Below are 13,933 nucleotides of genomic sequence, written 5' to 3' on the forward strand. Positions count from 1 at the left end.
AATTAATTCAACAAAAATATTTTACTAGGCCATTTATTTATCATGCTAGAGAACTACTCACCGTTTAATCGGTTTGGTTTTGTGAAGGGTAAGTGTTCTGAGTATTTCTTGTTGATATTGTTGACGGCATTTTTTATTTCTATTGCAGGCCTTTTGAGCTGGGTTAACAGCTTGCTTGTAAGTGTCGTTATTCTCAGCGGAATTGTGCATTGGCATCAAAAATCTAGACCTATTCCTCAAAGTGTTAAGCATTATTATGCGATAAGCGTTGTCTTTTTTTTATATCTCTGTTTTACAGTTTTTATGTATGAACCATTGGTTTTTTTTGAAAACCGTTTTGAACCATTTCGATATCTAGTTCTTTGGTGGCTTGTTTTTTATTTTTTTCTAAACTGGTTTGATGATGAGGCTTTGCTTTTTAAGGCCCTTGTCGTTTCTGGATTCTTCCTTTTTGTTTGGGTTGTATTGGTCCTGATTGAGCAGCCACATCGTAGTCGGGGGTTACTTGAAGATCCTATTCAAAGAGGCAACTTAGCGATGTTGTTGGGCATAATGTCTCTTGTCGCTTTTTTTTACTTTAAAAGAGGGTGGAGATTTTTAGCTTTAGTTGCATTTTTATCGGGTGTTGTTCTTAGTATTCTTTCGGAGTCTCGTGGAGGCTGGTTGGCTTTGATCATTTCCGTTATCACTATTTTGCTGGTTTTGAGAAGACTGGATGACAAAGATTTCAAGTTAGGGGTTGGCTTGATTCTTATTTTTGGCTCGATTTTTCTATTGTTTCTTGAACAAACCCCGGTTCCAAGTCGACTTGAAAGAGCATGGTTGGATATATCCACTTATTTTTCGGGTGAGAATCTGAATACATCTTTGGGTGCACGGTTTGAGATGTGGAAAGTGGCTTTATTGGCTTTTATCGAAAAGCCTGTATTTGGTTGGGGGTTTGATTCTTTTAACGCTGTTTACAATCACTACTTTGAGGCACATGAAGCGATTAAACCTTCTAAAGCAAGTGGGTGGGGACAACCGCACAATGATTATTTGCAATTTCTAGTGGAAACCGGTGTGATCGGTTTTGGTTTGTTAATGATTTTTCTTTTGTATCCTCTCAAGGTGTATTTTAATGCACTGATATTAGGGTTAAAGCAGAATCAACGTAGACTCGTATTTGTTGCCTTATTGGGCATTGTGATGTTGGAATGCTTGTTGGAATTTATGTTAAGTGATCGTAACTTTACATTTCGACACACTTTGTACTTTTTTGTAACAGTAAATGTGATGTGTCTGATGTTTATAGCTCGGATTAAAAACGAGAGTTCGGAGGCAAGACTTGAAAAGACTGATATTTGATCTGGATGATACGTTGTGCACAACTTATAAGGGAGATTATCGTAATTCCGAACCTCGTTGGGAAGTAATTGAAAAGCTTAAACATTATCACGCTCAGGGATTCGAAATTGTGATTTCTACCAGTCGAAATGTGCGAACCTATGAGGGTAATGTTGGGAAGATCAATGCTAATACTTTGCCGTTAGTTATTGAGTGGCTTGAACGACATGACATTCCTTATGATGAGATTTACATGGCTAAACCTTGGTGTGGGTTTGATGGGTTTTATATTGACGATAAAGCGATCAGGCCTTCGGAGTTTCTAGAAAAAGATTATGAAGAGTTAAAAGCATTAATTGATGGTGAGAAATGTTTTTAATTCCATCCGCTGCATATATAGATCCAGAATTTCAGGCTGAACTAGGAATGTTGCCCCCGTCTTTGTTGCCCATCGCTAACCAGCGCCTGATTACCTTACAAGTTGGTTCCATAAGAAAATTTTCCGATGAACCTATCTACCTTTCGTTGCCGAAAGGTTTTCTTTTAGATGAAAAAGATAAGAATTTATTGCTCAAGCTAAGGGTTCAAATAATATGGGTAGATGCTAGCTTGTCTCTAGGTGAATCCATTAATCAGGCGTTGACCCAAATTGTTGAAGACGGAAAAGTTTCTATTCTTTATGGGGATACCTTACTAAAGGAGTTGCCCGACAAAACGAATTGTGTTGCTATTGCCGAAACGCATGAGAATTACAGCTGGTATGTAGATTCTGAATGTGAAGGAAAACAATTTGTCTGGGCCGGGTACTTCAGCTTTGACTGCAAGAATGACCTGCTGGAACAGTTAAAAATACAAGGGTTCGATTTTTTGGGATTCGTGCAAAAGTCTCTTGATGAAAAGAAGCTTGTAAGGGAAAAGGTCTCAAGTTGGTTTGATGCAGGCCACATTAATACTTATTTCAATACAAGAAGCTGTTTAACGTCCGAACGCTGCTTTAATTCAATCAGTATCAATAAAAATGTCGTGACTAAAAAAGGTTTACACGATGACAAGATCGCTGCTGAGGCATACTGGTTTCAGACTGTTCCTTCAGGAATTAAGCGCCTGACGCCTAATTTGATCGAATCGGGAATCGATGCTGATGGCCGAAGTTTTTATAGTATTGAGTATCTTTATTATATGCCGCTTAACGAACTGGCCGTGCATGGCAGGTTGCCTATTGAGGCGTGGGTTGGAATTTTTGATGCTTGTCTGGAATATTTTGAAGAGGCGAAACAGACACAGGTACCCAGCGAGCTTTTGGGGTATTTGTCCATTGAGAGAGAAACCCTATTTAAGCAAAAATCATATCTCAGGGTAAAGGCGTTTGAAAAAAACTCGAGAATTCGCTTTGATCAGCCAGTTTTGTTTAATGATCAACCGCTTCCAGCGATTAATCAAATTGTCGATGAATTAATCGGGTTAGCTTTAAAGATTCCTGCCCAATTTTCTGTAATCCACGGTGATTTTTGTTTCAGCAATATTATCTACGACAGCAGATCGAGGTCGGTTAAGTTGATCGATCCGAGAGGAATTATGTCGAACGGGAGCCAAAGCATCTATGGTGACTTAGTTTATGACTATGCAAAGTTTATGCATTCACTTGTGGGCTATTACGACTTTATTATTGCAGGGAGTTACGAATTAAACATTGAAGGACAAAATATCAAGTTTAAGATAAATGTCCGTGATGATATGGACTCACTATTAAGTTTGATTTTACACAAAGAAATCGTGGAGGGGATTAGTGCTGAATCTGTACTGCCACTCACTATTTTGCTTTTTTTCTCGATGTTGCCATTACATTCCGATTCGGAAGAAAGGCAATATGCGTTGTTAGCTAATGCATTAAGGTTATACTGCGAATATAAAGGAATTAAATGATTGTGATACCAATGGCGGGGCTCAGTTCTCGTTTTTATAAGGCTGGTTATACTGTCCCCAAATATGAACTGCCTTTAGGGGATAGAACGGTGTTTGATCATGCGGTATTGAGTTTTAAACGTTACTTTGAAGATGAGATGTTTTGCTTTGTGACGAGAAAGCATCTCGATGCGAAAAATTTCATAGAAAATTCTTTGAGTGATTTGGGGGTGAAGTCATTTAAGGTTGTTGAACTTGAGTCAGAAACATTAGGTCAAGCAGATACCGTATATCAGGTAGTCAAAGATATGGCGGATGAGTCACTGATTATTTTTAACATAGATACTTTCATTCAAGATTATATAAAGCCGAGCTGGCTCGGTGATTGTGATGGTTATCTTGAGGTTTTTCACGAAGAGGGAGAACACTGGTCTTTTGCGGTGCCAGGGCCTGAAAACACTGTTTTAAAAACAGCTGAAAAAGAACGTTTGTCAGATTTATGCTCAGATGGGCTTTACTACTTTAAAAGCAGTAAGGAGTATACCAATTTAGTGAGAGAAGCTATTGACTCTAAGTCGTTTGTCAAAGGCGAGTTATACATTGCCCCTCTGTATAACAGGCTGATTTCAAAAGGAAAAATAGTGAAGTATGAGCTGGTTAAGCGAGACAGAATTACGCTTTGTGGAACACCGGAAGAGTACAAGAGAGTAAAGTCCATTCTGGGTTAAGTAGTTATTTATGAGAGTAGCGTTGTGTATTTCAGGGCAAATGCGTTCTTTTGAAGAATGTTATCCAAGCCAGTATCAAAACTTGATTGAGATCTTCCAACCCGATGTTTTCATTCATACATGGTCGGACTTAGGGCAATCCATTAGAGAAAAAGTCGCTTCTGACGTGATTACTCCGGAAAGTTTGGATAATAAATTATCAAAGTTGTATGCACCAAAAAGAATGGTTATTGAAGATTATCATGCTTCTTATTGTGATCTCTTTCATGGTGTCAAGGTCCCCGAAGTTTTGAAAGAGGCTGAGCCCGTGAGTTATAAGGGGGCGTTGCCGATGTTTTATAAAATCTGGGCTTGTAACCAGCTCTGTTTAGAATATGCATTGGAAGTTGGTATAAAGTACGATTTGGTGATCCGTCTTAGACCTGATCTCTATATTGATGAACCTCTATCCGAATTTAAGCGTTTGGTTGGTAGAGAAAATGAACTGCTGTTAGGACATTTAACAGATGTTTTTGCAAGTGATCGCATCGCAGCCGGTTCTCCAGAGGCAATGAGCTACTATTGTTGTGTGTGGGAAAGGTTGGAGCAGTATTGGCAAAATCCTTTGCAGGATGGCAATAAAAATAACCACTTAGTCGGTGAACGTTTAATGCGTTGGCATTTACGTTGGTCAAAACTTGAGTACCGTTCAATGAGAGCGCTTACTCACATCAAACGATATGATGAATCCATTTCGGCAATACGAAAAAAGTTGTTTAAAAAGAAGGTTAAGCGGTTTTTTAGGGAGTTAGTGGGCGCATGAACTTTCAGTATATGAAGTGTTTGATTGGCTATGCATTGAAAAAGCCTATAAAACTATGGCGTTTCATTAAGTTTGGGTATGTTTGCGGAACTGAAGTCTGTGTCAATGAACAATATAAGGTCGCTTATGTTGTTAACCCGAAGGTTGCTTCAACATCGATTTTGGAGATGCTTTCTGGAGTAAATAGAGAACAGCTTCAAGAGCAGGGTGTGGATATCTCAGAGATTAGAAAGAGACTGCAAACCACACCAGTTACTTCATATAACCAATTGCGTGAGCTACAGGAGCGGGGCTATCTAGTCTTTACCTTTGTTCGAAACCCCTATGAAAGAGCGATTTCTTTTTATAAAAATAAGTTTCGCGATGAGGGAGGGCTTTTTTTAAAACCGGTGCTTTTCGCTGAACGTTGTGGCTTTGAAAAATGCCGTGGTTTTGAGGATGTTATCAAGCAAGTTATTCAAACACCTTCAAGCATCGGTGATGCTCACTTTATTCCTCAAACGGATGTTCTATACGGCAAGACTTCCGACTTTGATTTCGATTTTATCGGGCGTCTAGAAAGGTTTGAGCAAGATTATCAAGTTCTCAGCGGAAAGGTGGGTGGGTTGCCTGAAGTTAAAAAACGCAATACGACCGTTGAATCAAAGTCAATCGATGTGGATGCATGGTTTTCACCGGCCTTAAAGGCGGAATTTTATAAGAGATTTAATGAAGATTTTAATCGCTTTAATTACCCTGATGATTGTTAATCCTTCTTCGGAAATTGATTGTGAGACTTTTAAGTGAAAAATTTATGGAATGATAAAAAAAACAAACAAGTAGTATTTTTAGATAAGAGGCATTTCGTACTCGGGCTGTTTTTGATATTGCCTTTTGCAAAAATACAGGCTAATGATAGTAATGAAATTTCAGCTAACACTGTTTATGGTGCAACAGGCTTGCTGACAATTCCTGCCGCTCAGACGTTGGATTATGGAACGATTTCATTTGGTTACAATAATTTTGTAAACCCCGAATATGTGTCTCTGGGTAATCGTGAAGCGCAAAACTATCTGTTTGGTGTGGGGGTTTTTCCCGGGCTGGAGGTTTATGGGCGATTGGCGGAAGTACATCGCAAAGATTATGACCCGCATGCGTGGGGCGATTTTGACAGCCGGGATTTGATTGTCAACTTTAAGTATCGTTTGCCTTTGCCTGAAAGTTGGCCGGCATTTGCCGTGGGTATTCAGGATGCGGCCGGTTTGGCGGTGAAAGAGCGACGTTATTATGCTACTTCGACTTATCAAACACCTTATGTGGATGTGACACTGGGTTACGCCAAAAAAGGTGAGGATTCCTGTCATAATGCGATGTTGGAAGGCCTGTTTGGGGGTGTGGATGTTAAGCTGGCAGAGTATGCCCGTTTGCAAATGGAGCATGATGGTTTTGAACAGCGCGCAGGTGTGGCATTAAAGTGGCAGAAGCCGTTTGGTTGGGATGTGAATGTTTCAGCGAGTGGGGTTTTATACTCTTCGTTAACGGATGAAGAACCGAGTTTTTCGATCGGTTTGCAAATTCCGTTGATGGAAAATTCCTCATCTGGCTATTGGGTTGAACCTGATAATGACGATTCAGTCGTTAGTGATTTATCTCAAGAAGAGAGACAACAAGTCGAATACGTCAAACCACATTCCGATTACCAGCCCCCATCATTTTATCGGCAAACGCTTGATGCCACAGGTGAGTGGCTGGGAGCGTTTTCGGTGATGACATCGGATGACCTTAGATCACAGGATGAAAATATTGCCCCAGTTGCTCGCGATATGCTGGCTGAGCGTGTGCAATGGGCTGAGGATTTTAAAAACCGATTAGTTGAACATGGATTTGAATATATCGCCGTTGGCTATAAGGCAAAAGAAAATACGCTGACGCTCTCCTATGAAAACCGAGCTTTTGCACATGGTGATTTGGATGCGCTAAAAGCACTGTTTGAGCTTTTGGCTCAAGAAAAAGCGCTGAAGCAGTTTGAGCGCCTGCAAGTGTTGATATTAAAAGAAAAGCAGCCTTTGATCAAGCTGGATACGCAGGTAAGCTGGCTGCTGGAAAATGCTGGAAAATCTCCAAAAAACTTGCCGACATGGCAGCAGTTTAAGGTTACGTTTGCCAATCAATTTGACGATACAGGGGTGTTACTGGCTAAAAGTGAACGTAGCGAATGGTTGGATATAAAACTCTCTCCGGCCTACCGTGCGTATTATGGACATGAAAAAGGTGTTTGGGACTATTCGTTAGCCTTGCGAACTGATTTTCAGGTGCCACTGTGGCAAGGTGCTCGCGCAAGCTTTGTGCATGAACTCCCGGTGTCGCATAGTTATAACTATGATCATGGTGAAGTGTTTGAAGATAAACGCCACGAAAGCATGTGGCGTCAAGCGATGTTGTATCAGAACTTGCATTTATTACCAGGCCTGTTGAATGCTACGGTTGTGGGTCGTTTGCATATATATGATCGCCCTTATAATGCGATTATTAACAGCACGCGGCTGTATGCGTTTGACGGCAGTCACCAGCTGTATGCGCGGGTGGGGCAGCTGTATGGCGAGCTGTATGGCCCACATGACTATCGGTTAGCGGATCGCGAAGTGCGCATCTTTGGTTATGAATATTTATTAAGCCGTTATAATGTGGCGTTAAATTACGAATACGGACAGTATTACGAGCAGGACATTACCAGCAAACTGACTCTGAAATCGTACTTAGGCAATTCGACCGTCAATCTTCAGTATGTCAATTCCGATTTGGGCTGGGAACGTGTTGGAGTGGGCATTTCTGTGCCGTTATGGGCTAAGAAAAAAGTGACATTAGGTCCTTTGTCGATTTCAGGTGATGAAAACTGGACCCATCAGATTGCCACGACGATAGACAATCCAATCAATGCCGATGCCAATCTGACTAGCGCTAATGCGGGCTATGTCAATGTTGGTGTTGAACCGAGCGGTACTTACCGTCTGCACAACGATTGGATGCAGGGAGGGCGATTGACCCCAGATTACATTTTAAAGAACATTCAACTGCTCTTTTAAGGAGTTAGTAAAAACGATTATCTTTAAAAAATTAAATACTTAATTTTAAGAGCGGAGTGATTGACAATCTGTATTTAAGTGGGTGTAATTCATAAGTATTAAATGCTTGGCATTGTTGGTAATTTGTATTTTATTTTAATCGGAAGGGGATCATTATGAAGATGAGAAAAATTGTTTTGGCCATGTTTGCTTCAACGGCAATTGCGGGACTTTCTGGGTGTTTTAGCAGTAGCAGTAGTGGTTCGGATTTGGATACGAACACAGAAAGCGGATCGGTGGTGGACTGGTATTTGCAAAATGCATTTGTTTTTGCAGATTTTAATGGAAACAGTCAATACGATGCAGATACAGACGTTGCTGCTGAAGGGTTAACGGATGAAAATGGTGCGTTCACGTTGAATGTTCCGGCTTCTATGGGAACAGATTATGTCATCGTCTCTCAAGGTGGTACGGATACGGCTACGGGGGCAACCTTTAATGGTATTCTTAAAGCGACTCCAGGTGCCACAGCGGTTACTCCATTAACAACTTTGGTGCAGGCAACAGGCGATGCAGCAGCTGTGCGTTCGTTCCTGGGGCTGGCCGAAGATGCTGATCTTTCTGCAGATCCTGCTACAGATAAAACCCTTTATGCCGCATCTCAGGCGTTGGTTTATGTTATTTCATCAATCACCAGTTTGATTGATTACGCTACAACTGAGACCGTTGATGCTGCCACAGCAGAAACAACATACAGTAATTTGGTAACGGCAGCGATTGCTGACGCAATTGCGGCTGGTTCAACGACTTTTGATGTAGCATTTGTAACTCAGACTATTACCAATGTAGCAACAGATTTGGGTGTTTCGTCTGAGGATGCCGATACTTTAGCGAATAAATCAACTCAAATCGTTAATCAAACTTCTCAGATCATCGATGACATCAATGCCGTGGCTACTTTGGATGCAACTTCTGCTCAAACCGTGCAGACTGATGTTGAAACAAGTGTAGAAGCTGTGCTAGAAACAGCTCCTAGCATCACGCCGGTTGACGTTTCGGACGATTCATTTATTTCTAATGATGAAGTGGAGTATCTAACTGGTACTGGAACAGATACGGGTGCCGAGACTATTTAATGGTTGTTAAATGGCTTGATTAAAAACCTCCTTCGGGAGGTTTTTTTTTTTGCAATGCGCTAAAAAAATTAGGGTTGTGTGGGTTTTTGTCACAAAAAATGCTTATACTCTGTTATTGATTTTAAATTCGACGGTTTTTATCAGGTTTTTAACAATGCGATTCAGTTTTCGTCTTCCGACAGTGGCATTATGGTTTTTGGTGTTGATTTCTTGGCAGGTTCATGCGGCTGTGCCTAAGCTTGATCAGGACCAAATCGATTTATTTAAATCATTGCCGAAGGAGCAGCAACAAAAATTGCTGGACTCACAGGGCCTGAGTTCGGGTCTTCTCAAGGGCAATTTAAAGCAGGAAGAGGCTACCGAGCCTTTTGTCGATACGGTTAAACCTCTTTTGACTGACGATGAAGAGCTTCAGGACAATGGTGTTGACACAGTTTATGAAGTGGGAGTTCAACCTCTAAAACGTTTTGGTGCGGAGTTGTTTGCCGGTCAGCCCACCACCTTTGCGCCGGTTAACGATATCCCGGTACCAACCGACTATATTTTAGGGCCGGGCGATCAGTTGAAGGTTCAGCTTTACGGCGCTAAAAATAACGCTTACGAGCTGGTTCTGGATCGAAACGGGCAGATTAATTTTCCTGAAATTGGTCCGGTGAACCTGGCTGGCTTGAGCTTTTCCGAAGCGAAGTCCGTCCTGATCAAACGTATCGAAAGCTTGGGGATGGGGGTGAATGCCAGCATTACCATGGGGGAACTGCGCTCGTTTCGCATTTTTGTGATGGGCGAATCGAGAACGCCGGGATCTTATCTGGTGAGTGGTATGGCGACGATGACGCACGCGTTGTATGTCAGTGGCGGGATTTCAGAGATTGGTTCTTACCGAAACATTCAGCTTAAGCGAAAAGGCAAACTGATTGCTACGTTGGACTTATATGATCTGTTGGTGCATGGCGATACCCAAGATGATGCCCGCTTACAGCCGGGCGATACCGTTTTTATTCCACCCGCCGGTAATCTGGTGACTCTGCGTGGTGAAGTGCAGCGTCCAGCGATTTATGAATTAAAAAATGAAAAGACCTTAGCTGATGCCATGCGTTTAGCCGGGGGCATGAAGCCGACCGCCTTGACTTCAGGTGTTAATATTACGCGGATTGAGCATAATGGGCTGTCAGTAGTTAAAAGTATTGATTTGGCAGTGAGCGATGTACGTTCGGTGGAGTTGATTGATGGCGATGAGGTTGAAATAAAGCGCGTTTCCGATGTGCTTAATAGGGTTGTAGAATTGAATGGCAAGGTTCTGCATCCTGGAGTATATCAGTGGTCAAAAGGATTAACCCTGGGGCAGCTACTGGAAGGGTACGAAGATTTTGAAAGAGAGGCTGATTTAAGCTATCTGGTCATTCTGCGCCAGAAACAGGTAGGCGCACCTTATGAGGTGGTCAATGCTGATTGGAATGCGATTCGTAAAGGCACGGCGGCTGATGTGATTTTATGGCCTCAGGATCAGGTGTTTGTACTGGATCGCGATGATGGTGAGGCTAGAAGAGAATTGGTAGGCCGTATTTTAGACAAACTGTATCAACAGGCTACGTCCGAAAATGGCGCCAGTATCGCCTCGGTGTCAGGTATGGTGCGTTTTCCTGGCGTGTACCCGTTAGGCGATTCGGATCGTGTCAATGATTTGATTCGTGCCGCAGGAGGACTTAAAGAACAGGCCATGCTGAATGGTACGGATTTGGTTCGTTACGACATTGTGGATGGTGAGAAGCGTGAGGTAGAGCGTATTCACTTTAACCTGATGCAGGCCCTGAAAGGTGATGAGCAGAATAACTTCAAGCTCAAAGCTTATGATCAGTTAAGCATCAAGCAGGTGTCGGACTGGTCGGACGCCTCACACCAAGTCACGATTAAAGGGGAAGTGCGTTACCCTGGAACCTATACGATTGCACCAGGTGAAACGTTGGAGTCTGTTTTACAGCGTGCGGGAGGCTTTAGCGAATGGGCTGCACCTGAAAACGCGATTTTTATCCGCGAGCAGTTAAAAGCGCAGGAAGAACGGGAGTTGCAGCAACTGGCAATGGAGCTTGAGAAAAACCTGTTACTGGCGGCACGCCGTGATGCCGGTATTATGGAAAATAATAATGGCCCTGCGATGATTGCAATGGGGGAATCCTTGATTGAAAAGATCAAGCAAACCCCGGCGATTGGTCGCTTGGTTGTAGGGCTGGATCCGGATAACCCGGCTCGCTATGCCTCGACGATGAAGGTGGAAATGCGCGATAAAGATGTGCTGTATGTGCCCAAACGTTCTAATGAAGTGGTGATTATGGGTGAGGTATCACGCACCATTTCGGTGATTCATGAAGAAGGTAAACGCGCCACCGATTATATCGCGATGAGCGGTGGACTGACCAAGCGTGCCGACAGCGATTCCATTTACGTGGTACACGGTGACGGTGCGATTGAGCGTTTAGAGCTGGGCTGGTTCAGTACCGATGAAAATCTGGAAATTCTACCGGGAGACACCATTGTGGTGCCCATGGATGTAGAACGCATCAATCCGATTATTACTTGGACCAATGTGTCTAAGATTTTGGCAAATTTTGCTGTGTCTGCGGCAACCTTGAAGACCATTGGGGTGTTTGACTGATGAGTGAGTCACTGCAAAAACAATCAAGGCTAAATGAAACCCAGCAGGCCTGCTATTCAGGGATTGATCAGAGTGATGAAATCGACTTAGTGGAACTGTTTTCGGTACTCGCTAAAAGAAAATGGTTCATTATCCTGTTTAGCTTAGGGCTGGCCATGGTCACAGCGGTGATCGCTTTACAGATTCCCAATCAGTATCAGGCTAAAGTGCTCATGGTGCCTGTCAATTCCGGTTCCGGCGGCGGGCTGTCATCACTCGCTTCAAAATATGGTGGTTTAGCGAGTATGGCCGGCATAGAGCTGCCTCAGGCTGGCGGGGATATGACCCAGGAAGCGATCAGTGTTTTAAAGTCCAGACGCTTTATCAATAGTTTTATTACCGAACATGAGCTCAAACCGGTGTTGTTTTATGAGCAATGGGATGCCGATCAGAAGCAGTGGCGGGTAGAGTCGGAAGGTTGGGGCACAAGGCTGAAAGCCCTGGCAGGCATTGACACTTCGAAGAAAACGCCGTCTTACCCGGGGAAAGAGGAATTGAGTCCTGGCGAGCCCTCTCTTTGGGAAGCTTATAAACTTTTTAACCAAGGTATTCTTCAGGTCAGTGAGGATAAGAAAACGGCTGCGATTACTCTGTCGGTAGAATGGTACGATCCCGTTTTGGCGGCGCAGTGGGCCAATCAGTTGGTTAAGGAGCTGAATGCCAAATTACGCGACGAGACCATTCAGAAATCGCAGAGAACGATTGAATACTTGCAAGAACAGATTCAGCAGACGAATCTGGTTGAATTGCGTGAAATTCTGTTTGGACTGATAGAAGAGCACGTCAAGAAAATTACCCTAGCGAAAACCCACGAAGAATTTGTATTTAAGGTGATTGATCCGGCGGTGGTTCCGGAAGAGAAATCCAAGCCCAAACGAGGGCTGATAGTCGCTGTGGTTTTTGTATTAGGCCTGATGCTGTCTGTATTTATTGTGCTGATTCAGAATTGGCGAGCGCAAAATAAAGTATTAGACGATTTAAAAAGCTAAAAAAATAGATTGAGAGATTTCTCTTGGGCAGTTTGTTGCATTAGAGATAATAAAAAAGCCCCGCTATCTTAAAGGTGCGGGGCTTTTTATTTTGCCTTTATGTTATTAATTGGACTTGGCTGATGGATACAGGGTTTTGATGGTTTTTAATTGCTCTTCTGATCAGGGCGATAAAGACACCCAGCATCAGACCTAAAACCCCACCAACAGCCACAATCAGAGCTTTTTTGGGTTTGGCTGGGGAGGCTGGCGGTATGGCATATTGATCCACTGTGACCACGGCAAATTTGTTTACATCGAGCTTAAGTTCTTGTAGCTCGGTTAGGTTTTGTTGCAGGCCGCGCAACTGGCTAATGAATGGATCGTCATTTTCCCGTTTTCTAAGCGCGTTTAATTCGGCTTCGAGTAGTTTATAGCCCAGATAGTAGGTTGGCAGCCCTTGGTTGGCGACACCTTGAACATTGATTTGTGGGCCGGCGGACAATGGATCGGCCAGATTTAATGATCTGGCGATGTTAGCCGCTTCTTCAAGCCGGGCAATTCGATCCAGACGGCGCTCTTTTTCAATTTTTCTTAGGCTGGCGATTCTATCGTGCAGACGCTGTTTGCGGATATTCAGTTCGGATTGAATATCCTTAAGGTATTGCTGAGCTGTTTTTATCTGTGCAAGTCGCACCAGTTCATTCAAGATGTCTGCCGTTTCTTGAGGGGAACGTTTTAATGCAAGGTCAATTGAAACTTCATTGCTGGTACTGTTTTTCTTAGGTGTGTGCACACTGATGTCGCTGGAAAATGTTTCAAAGGCTATGTTTCGAATGGCATCTTGCTCGTTTTTAGCTTTTTTTTCAAAGTCCGGCTGGTATAGGGAAATCAGATTGAATTGGTTGAAAATAGCTTGACTGACATCACGAGATCTCAAGTGTTCAATAAAGTTCTTATACACCTCTTCTGGTTGATAGAAATCACTGCCGGTTACAAGGTTTAACGCATTCATCTCTTGCACGTCTTCGACAGAAGGCGGAAGGAAATAAGCGGTTGCTTTATAGACAGGCGTGGCTGTAAAGGCATATAGCAATGCAAGGAGGGTGGCAGCAAGAAAGCTGATGATGACAGTCCATTTCTCTTGGAGTATTCCATTCCATAGTTCAAACAGGTCTATTTCATCGTTATATGTGTTGTTAGAGGCTGGTAAAGAAGGGGCTTGGTTTTCTTGACTCATTGAGTAATTCCAGTCTGTGTGTATTAGCAAATTTCCGATGTATATTCAGAAAATCAGTGTAGGAAATTCTACTACATATGGCCTTTTTGTGTGGATTTATC

Annotated in this window: 11 protein-coding genes; 10 read left to right on the forward strand and 1 reads right to left on the reverse strand. The window is 42.8% G+C overall.

Features of this window, described 5'->3' with window-relative positions:
* Positions 1–42: 42 nt before the first annotated feature.
* From QCB44_RS01535 to QCB44_RS01580, 10 genes are all read left to right on the forward strand, one after another.
* Complete coding sequence (locus tag QCB44_RS01535) at positions 43–1,347, forward strand: O-antigen ligase family protein (protein WP_279407553.1); 1,305 nt, start codon at positions 43–45, stop codon at positions 1,345–1,347.
* Positions 1,328–1,705 carry an HAD-IIIC family phosphatase gene (locus tag QCB44_RS01540; RefSeq protein ID WP_279407555.1) on the forward strand — a complete coding sequence of 126 codons (378 nt, stop codon included), beginning with the start codon at positions 1,328–1,330 and terminating at the stop codon, positions 1,703–1,705. Before QCB44_RS01535 ends, QCB44_RS01540 begins: the two co-directional genes overlap by 20 nt.
* Positions 1,696–3,249, forward strand: coding sequence for a hypothetical protein (locus QCB44_RS01545; protein WP_279407556.1), 1,554 nt, complete (start codon positions 1,696–1,698; stop codon positions 3,247–3,249). The genes QCB44_RS01540 and QCB44_RS01545 overlap by 10 nt, the downstream gene beginning before the upstream one ends.
* Positions 3,246–3,956 (forward strand): glycosyltransferase family 2 protein, encoded by a 711-nt coding sequence (locus tag QCB44_RS01550; protein ID WP_279407558.1) that lies wholly within the window; start codon positions 3,246–3,248, stop codon positions 3,954–3,956. Before QCB44_RS01545 ends, QCB44_RS01550 begins: the two co-directional genes overlap by 4 nt.
* A 10-nt stretch (positions 3,957–3,966) precedes the next feature.
* Positions 3,967–4,758 carry a hypothetical protein gene (locus QCB44_RS01555; protein ID WP_279407560.1) on the forward strand — a complete coding sequence of 264 codons (792 nt, stop codon included), beginning with the start codon at positions 3,967–3,969 and terminating at the stop codon, positions 4,756–4,758.
* A complete protein-coding gene (locus QCB44_RS01560) occupies positions 4,755–5,507 on the forward strand; it encodes a sulfotransferase family 2 domain-containing protein (protein ID WP_279407562.1) in 753 nt (250 codons plus the stop codon). The genes QCB44_RS01555 and QCB44_RS01560 overlap by 4 nt, the downstream gene beginning before the upstream one ends.
* A gap of 33 nt (positions 5,508–5,540) precedes the next feature.
* Positions 5,541–7,820: a YjbH domain-containing protein gene (locus QCB44_RS01565; RefSeq protein ID WP_279407564.1), complete on the forward strand. Its 2,280-nt coding sequence runs from the start codon at positions 5,541–5,543 to the stop codon at positions 7,818–7,820.
* A 155-nt stretch (positions 7,821–7,975) separates the two neighbouring features.
* On the forward strand, positions 7,976–8,935 hold the full coding sequence (locus QCB44_RS01570; RefSeq protein WP_279407566.1) for a hypothetical protein: 960 nt from the start codon (positions 7,976–7,978) through the stop codon (positions 8,933–8,935).
* 154 nt (positions 8,936–9,089) lie between these two features.
* Entirely contained in the window at positions 9,090–11,585 is a 2,496-nt protein-coding gene (locus QCB44_RS01575; RefSeq protein ID WP_279407568.1) for an SLBB domain-containing protein, read from the forward strand.
* Positions 11,585–12,613, forward strand: coding sequence for a Wzz/FepE/Etk N-terminal domain-containing protein (locus QCB44_RS01580; protein ID WP_279407570.1), 1,029 nt, complete (start codon positions 11,585–11,587; stop codon positions 12,611–12,613). Before QCB44_RS01575 ends, QCB44_RS01580 begins: the two co-directional genes overlap by 1 nt.
* A gap of 97 nt (positions 12,614–12,710) precedes the next feature.
* On the opposite strand, the gene QCB44_RS01585 is transcribed toward QCB44_RS01580, so the two are convergent.
* A complete protein-coding gene (locus QCB44_RS01585; RefSeq protein ID WP_279407572.1) occupies positions 12,711–13,832 on the reverse strand; it encodes a Wzz/FepE/Etk N-terminal domain-containing protein in 1,122 nt (373 codons plus the stop codon).
* Positions 13,833–13,933 lie beyond the last annotated feature (101 nt).

The organism is Thiomicrorhabdus sp. zzn3 (assembly GCF_029767755.1).
Taxonomy (GTDB): domain Bacteria; phylum Pseudomonadota; class Gammaproteobacteria; order Thiomicrospirales; family Thiomicrospiraceae; genus Thiomicrorhabdus.

Excerpts from the sequence above, each read along its gene's own strand:
- QCB44_RS01535 (WP_279407553.1), top strand. The coding sequence starts at position 43 with ATGCTAGAGAACTACTCACCGTTTAATCGGTTTGGTTTTGTGAAGGGT.
- QCB44_RS01545 (WP_279407556.1), top strand. The coding sequence starts at position 1,696 with ATGTTTTTAATTCCATCCGCTGCATATATAGATCCAGAATTTCAGGCT.
- QCB44_RS01550 (WP_279407558.1), top strand. The coding sequence starts at position 3,246 with ATGATTGTGATACCAATGGCGGGGCTCAGTTCTCGTTTTTATAAGGCT.
- QCB44_RS01555 (WP_279407560.1), top strand. The coding sequence starts at position 3,967 with ATGAGAGTAGCGTTGTGTATTTCAGGGCAAATGCGTTCTTTTGAAGAA.
- QCB44_RS01560 (WP_279407562.1), top strand. The coding sequence starts at position 4,755 with ATGAACTTTCAGTATATGAAGTGTTTGATTGGCTATGCATTGAAAAAG.
- QCB44_RS01570 (WP_279407566.1), top strand. The coding sequence starts at position 7,976 with ATGAAGATGAGAAAAATTGTTTTGGCCATGTTTGCTTCAACGGCAATT.
- QCB44_RS01575 (WP_279407568.1), top strand. The coding sequence starts at position 9,090 with ATGCGATTCAGTTTTCGTCTTCCGACAGTGGCATTATGGTTTTTGGTG.
- QCB44_RS01580 (WP_279407570.1), top strand. The coding sequence starts at position 11,585 with ATGAGTGAGTCACTGCAAAAACAATCAAGGCTAAATGAAACCCAGCAG.
- QCB44_RS01585 (WP_279407572.1), bottom strand. The coding sequence starts at position 13,832 with ATGAGTCAAGAAAACCAAGCCCCTTCTTTACCAGCCTCTAACAACACA.